Consider the following 15,241-nt stretch of genomic DNA (forward strand, 5'->3'; position numbering starts at 1 on the left):
GGCCGAACAGCCGGAAGGAGGGCGCAAAGCCGCCGCTGTGTCTGACCTTAAATAACGGTACGCGAATTCAAGCAGTCAAGAGGTAAGCTTGCCTATGAGGTAAAGCGCTTCGCAAGTCGCGCCGCCGCGCCGCTTTGTGTGGCAAGTCTTGCGCCATATCGCATGACCGTGGCCGGGTCGCGCCAGCGATAGGCCTGCATGATTGCAGGCAACCCCTCCCCTGCCGCAAAATTGTCCTGCGCCACGCCGACCCTGATCGAATGGGACGAGATCTCTTTCAGCAGTTTCTCGAAGCGTGTTTCGCTTATCTCTCCCAACAGACCCTTGGCATATGCATCGCGAATGAGGCGCCGATAGATCAGCGTAATCGAATTGGGATGGAGCGCAGCATTGCCCACGCACCGTACGGAACCATCTGCGTGACATTCCACGCGGCGGAACAGGGGGCCTTCGCGAATATCGCCATCTTTCTTCCAATCTCGGATGGCCTTCATCGTTGCCGGTGATAGGTAGGCATAGGCGCCCTGACCTTCCGCATCGGTTTTCGAAGAAGGGATGTAGAGCGCCCCTCCCCCTGCCCCGTCGCCTTCGATATGGTCGACACGGATCGATACCAATTCCGAACGGCGGCACGCGGTATCATAGGCCGTGCGGATCAAGGCAGCATCGCGCAACCCTAGCCAGTCACGGCGGCAGGCCTTGATAAGGTGCGCAAGACAGACACCCGAGGCCGGACCATCGAGGTCTGCCACTTCACCCTTGAAGCGGATGCCCCGAGCCTGGCGTTGTCGGGTCCCGCGAGCACGGCGCATCGCCTTCAGCTCGAGCTTGACCAGAGGCTCCGCGGTTGGATCAGTCAGGCCGCCCATACGGTATGCCATGCCGATATGAACGAGATAGCGGGCAATCGTTGCCGGGCTCCGCTGTTTCCATTCGCGTTGCAGTTTGACCTCATCACCGTCTGCGGTTCGACCGAGAACGCGAATCCACGCAGCAACAAGTTCTGGAGTTGCGTTGTCCGGTGCAATGTGTCGCTGGCGGCACCATTCTGCCCAGAGCGTGAGATCGGAAACAAACGCGCGCTTCGTGTTGTCGGACCAGGCCCGGACAGCCGCGTCGATCAGCCGAGGATCGAGCGCCGCTGCAGGTCCGGCCAACGCGCGGACCTCCGCAACGACCAGTGACTGGCTGTTATCCGATGCCGCCAAGCTGCCCATTGCGCTCAAGGTACCATTTCGCCAATCCAGACATAAATCCGTCGGCCCTCTACGCGCAGGATGAGGAGGTCCTCCACTGTAAGCGGTCGAACATGCGCGACCGGATTTCGTATCGTCGCGAGCCGCGAAAGCGTCTCGCCGATCGACACCTTGTTTTTGAAAATCGGCTTGAAGATCTCCTGCCAGTTATCATTGCGTTCGATGATTGCACGATAGTCGCCGAAATCGGCGTAGTCGAACAACTCGCCGGGTGCCCGTCCCATATCGACATCGACTTGGCGCCGGCGCTCCCATTCCTCGCGCACATTCGAATGAACACGCTGACGGATCCATTTCGGGCCGACAGAACGCACCATTGCCGCAGCGATGAAGGCGCGAAGCTTGCGTTCAAGCTGGCGCGCCATAGTGGCGACAACCAGATCGAGTTCGTCTTCATCTGCATCAGGCGGTGCTTCCACAGTCATTCCGAAAGGCATAAAAATCGAGCCCACCAGAGCCATCGGCAAACTGGAGAGACGCCTGTCGAACCCGCGTGCCAGGCGGAGCCCGCGCGCGAGCATCGCGTCTTCGGCGACGTCCTCCTCCGGCTTGGACTTGCGGTAGTCACCGAACTCCTCGCGCACCCTTTCGGCCACCCGTGGAGTCCCCGGAGCCGCGCGCGCCACAAGATCGGTTAGGCCGCGAAAGGCCGCATAGCCTTCCAGCGCGAGTTCCGGCCGGTCAGCCCGCACCCAGGGCGTCTCAATCGCGAGCACCTCGGTTCGTAACCGTTCCGCAAAGTCCACTTGGGCATGTCGGACACCTGCGATCGCCGCGAAGTCGATCTGCGCAACCTCGGCCATGGTCGGTACACGCAGTTCAGGAAACAAATCAGGGTGATCGGTTGCCAGACGAGCACGAGACGGCACGATCCCGGCCAATGCATCAGCTGCTTGCGAGAGCCCGGCAAGCTGGCGTGCGAAGGCCTCTGTCGTCGTCGACACCCCTTGCAGCCTTTCCATGACCGGAGCCAGTGCATCGCGCTTGGCGAGAATGTCGGCCACGGTGTCGTCGAGCAACCCGCGCCCCGCCACGAGGGAAGCGAAGGTATCCCCCGCGACCGACCCGCTCGCCATCCGCTCGGCAAGCGAGGCGGAGTGCGCGATCGCGCCAAGGCGATCAGAGACAAGATCGAACGTGCCGTTCGAGGCCATGAGGCTCAGTTCTTCAGCACGCTGACGCGCGGTGTCAAAAAAAGCCGGGTGCCGGTCGATCAGATCCTGATAGGTTTTCTGGTGGGCGAGCGCCTGTTCGACAAAATCGGGCTGCCGCGCGATCAATTTCTCATACTGGCTGTGGCCGCGCATTGCTCGCTCGATCAGTTGCGAAGAGCTGTCTTTGCCTGCGGCGAGCGATGCAAGCGTGCCGCCCTGCAAATCTCGCATGACCTTAGAAATTGGATCGTCTTGTCGCATGCGATCTGTTTACGCGCGACAGCCGCAATTGCATAGTGTTGATAAGCAGGCCTTATCAACACTAGTCATTCTGCATTGTGGACTCGCGTGTGCGTTTCAGTCTACTTTCGTGCCATGAGCCGGCCGGCACTTCCCCTCTCCTCGATCGCCTGGACGGCCGGATTGGCGGGCCTGTTCGGCGAAGCTATGGCAGCTATCGGCAGGCTGGATGCGCGGATTTCCGCCAGTCCTGTCGCTCAGCCATGGCGAAATCGGACGGTCTGGAAGGGCTATAGCACGGCGCTGCAACTGCAGCGATACGAGATCGATGAAATCGACGTATTTTCTCAAGCAACGGGAGTTCCGATAGCCGGGCGCCCCTCCGTTGCCACGGCGGGCCGACCGTTCGATGCATTTGGTGAGTGGAAGCATTCTTTTGATCGGGCGACTGTGCGTCACTGGCGCGAGGGCCTGCCCTTCAGCTTCGACCCGCCGGACACCTGGAGCAAGGCCCCTCCCCTCATCCGTGCGCTGACCTTGCTCGACATCTGGACGCGCCAGGACCCCTCGCCTCGTCCGTGGCTCTGCTTTCCCCAGCTGCTGGCCAGCATGAATGTGGTCGCAAGCGCTCTACCTTGCCTCGTCATAGGCGACCTCTCGCTACGGACCCTGCGCGGCCCGCGAGAGCGCCAGCTCAAGCGGCTGCTGAAGGCGTTGCGCAGCACTGCCGCCGACGGCCTGGAGCGTCTCGATCGGCTTGAGGGCTGGCGCCTGAACTTTGCTGCTGTACTTGCAGAGGAAAGCCGCCCGGGACTCTTGCGTGATCTGGGCAAACTTGTCCTTTCGCAGCCGCTGGTGACGGCGCGGCTGATTGCGGACACATTCGAGATTACGCTCTCGGGTGCGGGAAAGCTGCTTGCGCGTGCTGCCGCACACCGCCTTCTCGTTGAGGTTTCGGGCCGGAACAGCTGGCGTCTTTACGTCACGCCAGATATGGGGATCGCTCTGGGTATGGCCTCCCCCCGCGCGGCCGACCGCCCTCCCCTCCCCGACGAACCGAGGAGCTCGATACGGTGCTGGCGGACTTCGACAAGGAAATGGAAGAGATCGATACGCTTCTGCAGAACGTCCAGAGTTCCCGGCCTAGCTAAAGAACCTTCCCGATCGCCAAGATCAACTCGTCCTTGCCTGCTCCGGAACCTGGGAGCACTTTTATCGTCACACCCTCCCCCTTTGCAGGCCGGTTCACCGTTAGCATTGGCCGACCTTCTTTGGATTTGATCGTCTCCGCCTTCTCTTTCCTCGCAGGTTTGGCGGGAGCCACCGTGGCCTTGAGGAGGCGCTTGGCGGTTTCGGGGCCGCTCAGTGGTTCCGCCCCCCCTTCCCTATCCGCGACTATGGCGACCGCCTCGGCCTCCATTGCTTTTCGCGCGCGCTGATCATTTGCCAGTGGCTTGAGATCGCGCGCTATCCGGACAGTGATGTCGTGCCGGTCGGAGAAGGCCGAAACGATTTCGCTGGGGAGACGCGCGACATTGAGCATCCGGCTTAGCCAAGATTTTGAGATATTGAGGTGCTCGGCCATCTGGGTGAGCGAGCCCTCGTAGAACTCCTCCAGCGCAGCTTCATATTCGTGCGCCCGCTCCCAATCGGTGATGTCCTTGCGCGAGCGGTTCTCGACATCGGAGACCCGGAAAGCCTCTTCGTCAGTGAGCTGCTGGACCGTGACCAAATAGTCAAACTCAGGGTGGTTGTGCTCGCGCAACCATTGCACGGTCCACCAGCGGCGCACCCCGGCGATGATCTCGTAGTCGTGGTCCGGATCATCACGCAACCGGCGCACAATAGCTGGGATGCGCTGCTTCTTGGCAGAAAGAAAGGCGCCGATGAGGTCACGGCAGCTTTCTTCGGTAAGATGATCGAGATCACGGTTGTGCAGCCGCCAGGGCCTGCAGCGGCCGGGATCGACGAATTCCGTTCGATCGGTCACAACCTTGCCCGATGCCAGTCGGTTGAGCGCCTCACTCCGGCTCGCCATGATGCTCCGCGCAGGGGCCGCCCCCCCCTCTTCGATCTCTTCGTCGAGCGAGTCGGTTAGCAATGAGCTGAACCCTTTGTTGCCCTTTGCCATGGCTTAATCTCCTTACTTTATCGCCGCGCGGGGAGCTTGTTGCCACGTGGCAACGCTGGCCCGCAATTGATCGATTTCCGCGCGCAAAAGCACCGAAGACAATCCGTTTCGATTTGTGGGAGGGTAACAACAACCCCTTGTTATACAATCTATTCCTCGCAATTTGCCACGTGGCAACATCAGATCGCGCCCTCCCCGGACCGACTCGCCCAAGACGCGACAACATCATGCTCAATGTCGTCGCAAACCGCGGTGAGATATTTGAGGCAGCGCATGTGCACGTCACGCGAAGTCACCGGTCGATCGAGCTCGAAAACTGTTTTCAGACGAGAGCTCGCATTGTCGATTTCCGCGCTGGTCGGCATGATCGATGTGAGCATCGAGCCGCCAAAAACATCACGCATCATAGCCAGCAATTCGCGATGCATCGACTTGTTCTCGTCGACGCGGCTCGCAACGACGCGGATAAAATTATAGGCGGGGCGCGCCCTACCCCCAAGCTGCTCAAGTTGCTCCATCGTGGTTCGGGCCATGTCGACGAAGGAGACCGTCGACGAGAAGTCGATCACGCTCGGCGGCATTGGAATCACCATCGCGTTTGCGGCCTGCAAGACTGCCATGGAAACCATGCCCAAGGCTGGCGGTGGGTCCATGATCACAACGTCATAGTCGTGCACCACTTCACCGATAGCTTGCGAGATAAGATCGATTACGTCGAAGCTTCGGGTCTGCGCGAGATGCGCCGCGATTTCATATTCCAGATTGTACAGCTTCAGGTTTGACGGAAGCAGATCGAGGCCATGAAAATGCGTCTTGCGGATGATCGAACGCACACCGAGCAATTCCGGGTCATGGAAGTGTCCGTAAAGAGTATCATTCTCGCCGAGATCAATATCGGGCCGGTAACCGAACATCATGGTCGAACTTGCCTGGCTGTCACAATCCACCAGCAGCGTTCGATAACCCTTTATTGAAAAATGCTGGGCCAGATGCACGGCAATCGTGGATTTGCCGACACCGCCCTTGAAGTTCGATACCGAAATGATGGCCGGCATATCCTCAGGCTCTCGCCAAGGCCGGGTGTCGAAGACCTCCCGCATGTGATCGAGCTCGGCAAGATTATAGGGCAGGCGATGACCCGAAGGTGTTCGCTCGCGTTCAGGCAGCCGGCCATCGCGTTCGGCCTCGCGTATCGCCGAGGCGGTCCGATCGACCAGTTCGGCAGCCTTAGAGATGGAATAGGTGGGGCCAGCTTTTTCACCGGTCTCGGGATCCATAGCGTGCGTCTGCAGCCGTTTAAGGATCGCCAACGACTTACGGTGAAGGGAACGGAGATCATCGGTCGCCGTGTTCTCCGAGCTCGCTGTGTCAGAAATTTGGGTCGCCATCTGCTGTCCTCGTTGGAAGTCTCGGAAAGAAATAGACCCAGTTGAAGATTTCGGCAACGACTTGGCCAAAATACCTACAACCTTACCGATGATCTCCGAGCCATTTGGGCCGGAACTAGCATCGGGTTTGCGAATGACCGATGATCTGCGAGCTCTTCCGGCGGCACAAACCCGCGGGTAGGGCAGGGTGGGGTACTTGTGGACAAGTACCGATGATCTGCGAGCGCAACCGATGACCTAGGTGCCAAAATACAATGATCTCGGTGCTTTCGAACCGATGATCTCGGAGCACATACCTACTTAATAAGAATCTCCTTCTCCGAATCCGATTCGCAAATCGTTTTCATTTTGTGATTTCGTTTCGGAAAGATCGCTGCGAACGCCGAACGGACCCGAGATCATCGGTGGATTTGCAGGTTTGACCGCCAGAATTGCGCAAAAATCGCCAAAAGGGTTGATTTGCCCATCCAACCCTGTTGTTGATCGCAGCACCACAACCCGGCGAATCGGGGAAGGGGACGATGACGCAGGATGACAGGACACCGCTCGGGCACCAATACGCACTCGCCATGCTTTCCGGCGGGGCCGACGAGGTGCGTGAGCTCGCAGAGTATGCCGGTACGCAGCTGACGCTTGACGCATTTCTGCGAGTACAGGACGAGGAACCGGTTCCCGCGTTCTTGCATTCCGCGCTGTGCGCGATGTCTCTTCCGACCAAGCGCCCGAAAAACGAATTCGAGCCGATCATTCGTGAAGACGGACGCTATGCATTGGCGATCAATCCCCGGCCGGTTCTCCAGGACGTCGATGGCAAGCGTGTGATGAAGAGCCTTGGCGTACCCTTTGGCTCTTACCCGCGCGTCGCACTTATCTATATTCTTTCTCAGGCAGTGCAGCAGCGTTCGCGCGACGTGTTCCTTGGTCGAAATTTCACCGACTGGATGCGGCGGCTCGGCTATCAGACAATTTCGTATGGTCCCCGCGGTACGGCCAATCTCATGAAACAACAGGTCGATCGCCTACTCGCCTGCGAATGGCAAATTCGCTGGGACGGAGGAGAAACTGACCAGAACGCCTTCGCTGTGCGTGACGTAAAGATCTCCAACGAATATGCGGGCTCGCTCGACAAAGACGGTGCCTTCGCGCGCGAAATTCGTATGTCCGAAGTCTTCTACCAACATCTGGTAGAGCACGCGGTCCCGCTTAATGAGGTCGCAATCCGCGAGTTGAAGGGCACGCCTACGGCGCTCGACCTCTACACTTATCTTGCCTACCGCTTGCCGCGGGTTACCGCCGGTCGCGGACAGGCGATATCCTGGGATCAACTTGCGAAGCATCTGGGCAACGCAGCGGACAGCAAGCGATTCAGGCAGACCGTCCGCGAGACGATGCAACTGGTCTCTTCGGTCTACCCCAATGCCAACATCGATGTGTCTGGTCGCAAGGTTGTGCTTCATCCATCACCCGCCCCGCTCGAGAAAAAACTTGTCGGCACGCACTTGCGCCTTGTTGGCGTGGAGCCTCGCAAGAAGCGGGGAGGGGAGGGGGCCAAGACCAAAGGCGCGAATACGGCAAAGCAGACGGTCGAAGACTTGCTAGCTTTTCCGAGCGGCTCACTTCAGTATGGCAAACGCGAAGAGGCGTTCCTGAGAATCGGCCGGGACAAAGGGGCGCCTTGGGATGTCGACTTGATGGCCGGGGAGTTTCGACGCGGCTTCCCCGACGTCTCGCGCAAGCGCACAGAAAAGGAATGGTTGAGAGTTTGGGAAAGCTTCGTGACCTCCTACGCCAAGCGCCGAAAGCCCTGCTGACTCCCGTCTTCGTGGCCACACATATTGACAAAGCGTGGCCACGGCGCTATTTCCTCTCCCAAGGAGATAGCCGTGACAAATATAGATCTGATTGCCGCTATTCGCGATCTGCCTGTACGAGACAGCGCACGTCTCAAAGACGCATTGATGGGGACCTTAAGTCGACTTTCGGGTGGCGAGCCTCTTGCGGTCCGGGCATTCAGGGATCGGTTCAGCGCCATCAACCGCGAGGTTAGCGAGGGGGGCGTTCAACTGGTCGCAACCGCCGGATCACAAAACGTCTTGGTTTCACTCGATAGTCTCGCCGCTCTCATTGAATCGGTTCACCAGAGTATGAGCTTTGCCGACCAGCTTGAAATGTCGGGTTTCGAAGCGCTCGAGGTGGCAATGGTGGAAGATCAGGATCCCCTCGACGATGAGGGCCTTGTCTTTGGAACTGCAGTGATGGCTGAAGAGGCTTAGCGGCCAGCGTGCTGTATCTGCTCTCGACGCAAGTCCTGTTGGACATCCTCGGCAAACAATCTCCCGGCACGCAATGGATGACTACCGCACCGGCAGGATCGGTGGAAATTAGCGTCGTTTCGATCGGGCAGGCTCAGCGCTATATCGGCAAGCTCTCGTCGGCATCCGAGAGAGAGAAACTGATGCGCGCTTTGCGGCGCATTGAGGCCACCGTCACTGGCAAGAACCGCGAGCATGAGGGCGTGGTGCCATTCGAAGGCGAGGCCGCGCGCATCTGGGCCGAGCTAGCGGACGCCGACTTGCCATACATCGTTCGCAATTCAGGTCACCCCGAGCGCGAAGTGCCGCTAGGGGCGACCGGTCGCATGGTCGTGGCGACCGCGCTGGCGCGAAGCGGTACTCTTGTAGAGGCTCCGCAGCCCTATCACGAGAAGATCGCCCGGCTATTGGTCGAACATCCGTGACCAAAGGACAGGATCCAGAAGATCAATTGGTCATGCCCGAGGGCGGGCCATTCGAAGCTGGCGGGCGATATCAGGCGCTATGCCTGTCCGGAGGAGGATATCGCGGGCTATACACCGCAATCCTGCTCGAAGAGCTCGAACGACGGGCCGGAAAACAACTTCGCGAATGCTTTGATCTGATCGCCGGAACCTCGATCGGCGGTATCCTTGCAATCGGTTTGGCCGCGGGGATCCCAGCCCATTCATTGCGGCTGTCTTTCGAAAAACACGGCAGCGCAATCTTTCCCAAGACCAATCGGATATTGGGTCTAAAGATTCCGCGCCTGTCGCTACCGGCTTTTCGCCACCGATATTCGAATGACGGCCTGAGAGAGACAATCAAGACGATTCTCAATGACCCCGGCGAGAAACTCACAATGACCGACGCAGGCCCATCGCTCCTCATTCCCAGCGTTAATGCGACTACCGATGACGCGGCGGTGTTCCGCACATCGTCCAGCGATCAAAACCTGACGCTTGTTGATGCCGCTCTCGCCACTTCGGCCGCACCGACCTATTTCCCCGAACACGCTATCGGCGATGAGAATTTTGTAGATGGCGGGCTCATTGCCAATGCGCCCGATCTCTTGGCCATTTCGGATGGCCTTCAAGCGGGCTTTCGCAGAGAGGATATCCATGTCCTCAGTCTTGGCACGGTCGAAACCATTGCAGGCCGGCGCATCCGCCCGCCATCCGGAACGGGCTACGTGACAGGTGCCAAGCGGCTTTTCGAACTAACTCTCGATGCGCAACAACGGTTGGCTCTCAATGAAAGCCGCGCGCTGCTCGGTTCGAATTATCTGCGCATCGATGCGATTGCTTCTCCGGATCAAATGCGAGACCTAGGCCTCGACCGGATCGATAAGCAGAGCCGAAAGACACTCAGTGCCCTCGCGACAGCAAGCATCCGAGATCAACTCGGCTCCGATATCGGTCGCCTGAGAGGCATGCTCGGCCGCAGGGCGGAATGGGTCATGTAATCCAACATTATCCTGACTGGCCGGCCTGCCATATCGAACCCCTCAGTGCCGCCTAGACCGAGGAGGGGGAGGGGGGAGAGCGGATGGATTTAAGGTTGATGTCACATGCTTACCGCTCTCAAGCCTACCAAGGAAACCATTGATCTCGTCGCCGGCTTGAAGGGGCGGTGGCACGGTTCGTATGCCATGTGCCGCTGTCCCGCCCATGCCGACGAAAAGGCGTCGCTTTCCATCCGGCAGGGTAATCGCGGACTACTGGTCCATTGCTTCGCCGGGTGTCGCAGTGAAGACGTTCTTCGCGAACTCTCACGAACCAGACCGGTCTTCAATTCGCCAACGCCCGAGTATCGAACGGGTGCATCGACGCAGAATGCGCGGCGCATCTGGGACCAGGCTACCGAAATCAAAGGAACGCTTGCAGAAGCCTATCTGCGATCACGCAACCTTCCTCAGTCCTTGGGAGATTTGCGCTATCACGCACGATGCCCGTTCGGCCGCAAGCCGAATGCCGTGTTCAGGCCGGCCCTGATTGTGGCCGTGCGGGAAGGGACGAAGATCAAGGCCATCCAGCGCATCGCGCTCGGTCCGGGAGGACTGTCACATAAGGGTAAATACATGCTCGGACGACCGGGCATGGCGGCCTGGTCGCCAATCATGAAGGGCACCACACTCGCTCTGGCGGAAAGCATGGAGGATGCCGCCGCCTATACGAAGCTGAAAGGCACGCCGTGCTGGAGCACGCTGGGGGCCGAGCGATTGCCTCTGGTCCGCATCCCGGACGGGGTGGCAACTCTCGTAATTGCCGAGGACAACAACCGGGCAGGAAGGCTGGCGGCGCTTGCAGCCGTCGCGGCGCACGAGACTACGGATCGCCGCGTTCTTCGCGATCCGCCTCCACGAGCCGCCGCCGACTGGGCGGAGGTCAACGAAAACGCCGGCACATAGGGCTTCGAAGAACAGAGGAGGGGGGGGGAGGATTGGTTGCGGATCAGCATCAGGAGCAGACCGTGACCGACCTATTCGACATTTCCGAACAGCGCCTCAAAGGCGCTATCGAAACCGTGGCTGCTGACATCGGCAATGCCCGTCTTTCGAAAAAGAAGCTCTTCGAGACGATGGAAGGGCTGCACGGCTGCACATCGGCAAACGGGACATGGACCCAGCGCGATGCTTACGACCTACTGGAAGCAGGACTTGCACTTCACCTGACCCGACTCGGGCCCGTTGAGCGCACCGACATTTCCTCGATCTCCGACCTGGTCGACTCCCTGCCGACCCAGACCGTCAGAAGCGAGGATCAAATCCGCTTCCAGCAGTTTTCGACCCCGGCAGACCTTGCAGCCTTGGCGATGATCGCCGCGCAGCCTCGGAGCGGGGATATCGTCCTCGAGCCGAGTGCCGGCCACGGCTCTCTCGTCAGCATGTTGCCGAGCGTCGAGGAACTGCACCTCAACGAGCTCGATCTGCGCCGGCGCGAGAAGCTGAAACTCCTTTTCGCTGGTGCGACCATCACCGGCTTCGACGGCGCCATGCTGACCTCGCTGGCCGCGCCCGAACTTCGGCCGACGCTGATCCTCATGAACCCGCCGTTCTCGCGCTCGCAGGGCAGGGGCGTCGATGAATACGCCGCTGTCCGCCATCTGCGGGCCGCGCTCTCGAAGCTCAGTCCCGGCGGCCGGGTCGTGGCGATCATGCCCGACTGGTTCACCACCAGCGCCAAGATGATCCGGATCTACGAAGAGACCTTTACGAACTGCACCGTACAGACCTCCGCCAGGCTCGCGAAATGCTATCACAAGCAGGGCACCAGCGTGGCCGTGCGCTTGATGGTGATCGACAAGACACCAGGGAACTCGAAACCATCGATCATCGCGCGCGATACCGTCCGCGAACTTGCAGACTGTCTTCCCATCGTGAAGCGAGCGACGGCTCTCTCCGAGCGCACGTCGGTGCCCCCGCAGCCCAAGCCGAAGGCGACCAGCCTCTTCAAGTCGATGCGCGCCAAGCCGCGGACGACGCCGCGGGTCGAACGCAAGATCTCGGTCCGCGAGATCGTCCCCGTCGAATATGGCAAGCTCGAGGCGCCGCGCGCGCTCGGTACGCAATCAGGGGTCTACGTTCCCTATCGGCCCAGTCGCATCGATATCGAAGGCTCGCGCGAACACCCGACGCCTCTGGTCGAGAGCGTCGCGATGGGTTCGATCCCGGCCCCGGTGCCGGACTATGTCCCGCGTCTGCACGATCGCATCCTGACAGACGCGCAGCTCTCCGAGGCACAGCTCGAGACGATCATCTATGCCGGCAATGCCTGGACGCAATTCCTCCCCGGCAAGTTCACCCCGTCCGATGAAGGCGTAGGGCTTTCGCTGTCCGAAGACGGCAGAGCCTATCGCAAGGGCTATTTCCTAGGCGATGGCACCGGGGCGGGGAAGGGGCGGCAGGTTGCTGCTTGCATCCTCGACAACTGGCTCGCGGGCCGTCGTCAGGCAATCTGGGTCTCCAAGAACGAAAGCCTTCTCGAAGACGCCCGACGCGACTGGTCCGCGATCGGCGGGCTTCCGGCGGACATCCAACCGCTTTCGAGCTGGAAGATCGATGACGAACTTCCTTTTCGCGACGGCATCGTTTTCGTCACCTACCCGACGCTGCGCAGCCAGCGTCAGGACGCAACCCGCCTGAAGCAACTCCTCGACTGGGCAGGCACCGACTTCGAAGGCGTCATCGCATTCGACGAGAGCCATGAAATGGGCGGCGTCGCCGGCGGGGAGGGCGCCCGCGGTGCCAAGGCAGGGTCGCTGCAGGGTATCGCAGGTGTTCTCCTTCAGAACCACCTCCCGGATGCCCGCGTCCTTTACGCCTCTGCCACCGGAGCATCGGACGTGAACAATCTGGCCTATGCCGTTCGTCTCGGCCTGTGGGGTCCCGGCACTGCCTTCTCCAACCGCGAGGACTTCATCAGCCAGATCCGTTCGGGCGGAATAGCCGCGATGGAACTCGTCTCGCGCGATCTGAAGGCTTTGGGTCTTTATCAGGCTCGCGCACTCAGCTTCGCCGGTGTCGAATACGAAGTGCTGAAGCACGATCTGACAGACCAGCAAATCGGCATCTACGACACCTACGCTGACGCCTGGGCGATCATCCATCAGAACATGGAAGAAGCATTGGCACTTACCAACGTCGTCGACGACCTCGATGGCGATACCCTGAACAGCGGCGCGAAGGCTGCGGCGCGCTCGCGCTTCGAAGGTGCCAAGCAGCGCTTCTTCAACCAGGTGCTGCTTTCAATGAAGCTGCCGACCTTGATCGCGGCGATCAACGACCATGTCGACCAGGACAAGGCCATCGTCGTCCAGCTCGTGTCTACCGCAGAAAGCATTCTCGATCGCCGCCTCGATAGCCTATCGCCAGAAGAGCGGGCCGAACTCGACCTTGACCTGAGTCCGCGCGAAAACGTCATCGACTATCTCGAGCGCGCATTCCCCACACAGCAGATGCAGGTCTTCGTCGACGACACTGGCGAGGAACGCTCGATGCCGATGTTCGACGACGAGGGACGCCCGGTCCACAATGCCGCGACGATCGAGAAAAAGCAGCGTCTCATCGAGCACCTCTGCGCACTGCCACCCATCAAGCCCGCGCTCGACGGTATCATCGAACATTATGGCACCGAGAAGGTCGCCGAAGTGACAGGACGGACGAAGCGACTCATCACCCAAGGAGACGGCAGCCAGAAGCTCGAAACACGCTCGGCGCGCACGAACCAATCCGAAACCGATCACTTCATGGATGGGCGCAAGAACATCCTCGTGTTCAGCGACGCCGGCGGCACGGGTCGTTCGTATCACGCCAGCCTCGATGCCAAAAATCAGCGCCAGCGCGTTCACTTCCTCCTGGAGCCGGGCTGGCGCGCCGACCGCGCGATTCAGGGGCTGGGCCGAACGCACCGGACGCACCAGGCCGAAACGCCGCTCTTTCGTCCGGTCACCACGAACTGCAAGGGCGAGCTGCGCTTTACCAGCACAATCGCTCGCCGGCTCGACAGTCTGGGCGCCCTGACCCGGGGCCAGCGCCAGACGGGCGGGCAGAACCTGTTCGATCCCGCGGACAACCTCGAAAGCGAATACGCCAAGGCGGCGCTCGTGACATGGTTCGGACTGCTGGCCGAGGGCAAGCTATCCAGCGCGACGCTGCTCGACTTCCAGAAGCGGAGCGGTCTCAAGATCGCGTCGGCCGACGGAATACTGGAAGAGGACCTTCCTCCGATCCAGCGCTGGCTCAACCGCATACTGGCATTGCCGATCGCCATGCAGAACGCGATCTTCGATGAGTTCCTAGCTCTGGTGGAAGCCCGCGTATCCGCGGCCCGGGATGCCGGCACGCTGGATGTCGGGGTCGAGACCATCCAGGTCGAAAGCGCCAGCGTCGCCGAGGATATCGTGCTCCGAACCGACGAACGAACCGGAGCAACCTCGCACCTGCTGCGCATCGATCTGACAACCCGGTATCAGCCGACCACGCTGGAAAGGGTGCTCGAGCGGCGTGAATGGTCCGATGGCTGCATCCTCATGCGTAACACGAAGAGCGACAAGGCCGCGCTCTGCGAACCATCGCGCCACTTCATGACCGAGAAGGGCGAGCTCATCCAGCGCGTGATCCTTCACCGGCCTTTGCGGCGGGAATACCACCAACTGCGAGACCTCGAAGAATCCGCGTGGGTAGAATGCGCCGAACCCCGCTTCGCGAAGCTGTGGGAGGCTGAATCCGAAGACAGCGCATCCCGCCTGCACACCGAGACGGTCCATCTCGCCACGGGCCTGCTGCTACCCATCTGGTCGAACCTTCCGCGCGATTATCTCGAAGTGAACCGGATCGTGGATCTCGAAGGTCGCAGCTGGCTCGGACGCATCGTCTACGACACCGACGTCGCCGACGTGCTGAAAGCCTTCGGCGTGAACTCGAGCGTGAAGCTCACGGACGAAGCGGTCGTCAAAGCACTGCGTGAGAACCGCAGCATCACGATCGAGCAGCCGTTCGGCGCGGTGCTGAAGCGCTCTCGCGTCGCTGGCGATCTTCGCATCGAAATAGCTGGAGCGCCTGCCGACCAGATCGAATGGCTGAAGAGCATCGGCTGCTTCACCGAGATCATCGCCTACCGCACCAGGGTTTTCGTCCCGGCGGACAATCCGGAGCCCGTCGTCAAGTCGCTGCTCGGTTTCCAGAATTCCTGACAACGAGCACGAGCACCTTCGAACCGAGGAAAGGGGAGGGGGAGGGTGAATGGTGTCCGGTGAATAGCCGGTCGACCATCAGGAGATA

General features: G+C 60.3%; 11 protein-coding genes. 6 read left to right on the plus strand and 5 right to left on the minus strand.

Annotation, left to right across the window (positions count from 1 at the left end; translation table 11 throughout):
- Positions 1-92 precede the first annotated feature (92 nt).
- From VWN43_RS00005 to VWN43_RS00025, 5 genes are all read right to left on the minus strand, one after another.
- A complete protein-coding gene (locus VWN43_RS00005; RefSeq protein ID WP_305960066.1) occupies positions 93-1,217 on the minus strand; it encodes a tyrosine-type recombinase/integrase in 1,125 nt (374 codons plus the stop codon).
- A 5-nt stretch (positions 1,218-1,222) separates the two neighbouring features.
- Positions 1,223-2,671 carry a Swt1 family HEPN domain-containing protein gene (locus VWN43_RS00010; RefSeq protein WP_320179869.1) on the minus strand — a complete coding sequence of 483 codons (1,449 nt, stop codon included), beginning with the start codon at positions 2,669-2,671 and terminating at the stop codon, positions 1,223-1,225.
- Between the two features lie 639 nt (positions 2,672-3,310).
- Complete coding sequence (locus VWN43_RS00015; protein WP_330767193.1) at positions 3,311-3,586, minus strand: hypothetical protein; 276 nt, start codon at positions 3,584-3,586, stop codon at positions 3,311-3,313.
- Positions 3,587-3,797: 211 nt separating this feature from the next.
- Positions 3,798-4,781 (minus strand): ParB/RepB/Spo0J family partition protein, encoded by a 984-nt coding sequence (locus VWN43_RS00020; RefSeq protein ID WP_320179871.1) that lies wholly within the window; start codon positions 4,779-4,781, stop codon positions 3,798-3,800.
- A gap of 179 nt (positions 4,782-4,960) precedes the next feature.
- Positions 4,961-6,169 (minus strand): AAA family ATPase, encoded by a 1,209-nt coding sequence (locus VWN43_RS00025; RefSeq protein ID WP_119587703.1) that lies wholly within the window; start codon positions 6,167-6,169, stop codon positions 4,961-4,963.
- Positions 6,170-6,690: 521 nt separating this feature from the next.
- Between VWN43_RS00025 and VWN43_RS00030 the strand changes: the two genes are divergently transcribed.
- The 6 genes from VWN43_RS00030 to VWN43_RS00055 all read left to right on the plus strand — a co-directional run bounded on the left by VWN43_RS00030 (position 6,691) and on the right by VWN43_RS00055 (position 15,153).
- Complete coding sequence (locus tag VWN43_RS00030; protein WP_330767196.1) at positions 6,691-7,980, plus strand: replication protein RepA; 1,290 nt, start codon at positions 6,691-6,693, stop codon at positions 7,978-7,980.
- 72 nt (positions 7,981-8,052) lie between these two features.
- Positions 8,053-8,442 carry a hypothetical protein gene (locus tag VWN43_RS00035; protein WP_119587701.1) on the plus strand — a complete coding sequence of 130 codons (390 nt, stop codon included), beginning with the start codon at positions 8,053-8,055 and terminating at the stop codon, positions 8,440-8,442.
- Between the two features lie 38 nt (positions 8,443-8,480).
- The gene (locus tag VWN43_RS00040) at positions 8,481-8,906 is read left to right on the plus strand and encodes a type II toxin-antitoxin system VapC family toxin (protein ID WP_320179872.1); all 426 of its coding nucleotides are present in this window, start codon (positions 8,481-8,483) and stop codon (positions 8,904-8,906) included.
- A complete protein-coding gene (locus VWN43_RS00045; protein WP_320179873.1) occupies positions 8,903-9,925 on the plus strand; it encodes a CBASS cGAMP-activated phospholipase in 1,023 nt (340 codons plus the stop codon). Before VWN43_RS00040 ends, VWN43_RS00045 begins: the two co-directional genes overlap by 4 nt.
- 105 nt (positions 9,926-10,030) lie before the next feature.
- The gene (locus VWN43_RS00050; protein WP_320179874.1) at positions 10,031-10,870 is read left to right on the plus strand and encodes a DUF7146 domain-containing protein; all 840 of its coding nucleotides are present in this window, start codon (positions 10,031-10,033) and stop codon (positions 10,868-10,870) included.
- A 62-nt stretch (positions 10,871-10,932) separates the two neighbouring features.
- Positions 10,933-15,153, plus strand: a complete 4,221-nt coding sequence (locus VWN43_RS00055) for a strawberry notch-like NTP hydrolase domain-containing protein (RefSeq protein WP_420493516.1) — start codon at positions 10,933-10,935, stop codon at positions 15,151-15,153.
- The last annotated feature ends 88 nt before the right edge of the window (positions 15,154-15,241 follow it).

It is taken from the genome of Qipengyuania sp. HL-TH1, from assembly GCF_036365825.1.
Taxonomy (GTDB): domain Bacteria; phylum Pseudomonadota; class Alphaproteobacteria; order Sphingomonadales; family Sphingomonadaceae; genus Qipengyuania; species Qipengyuania profunda.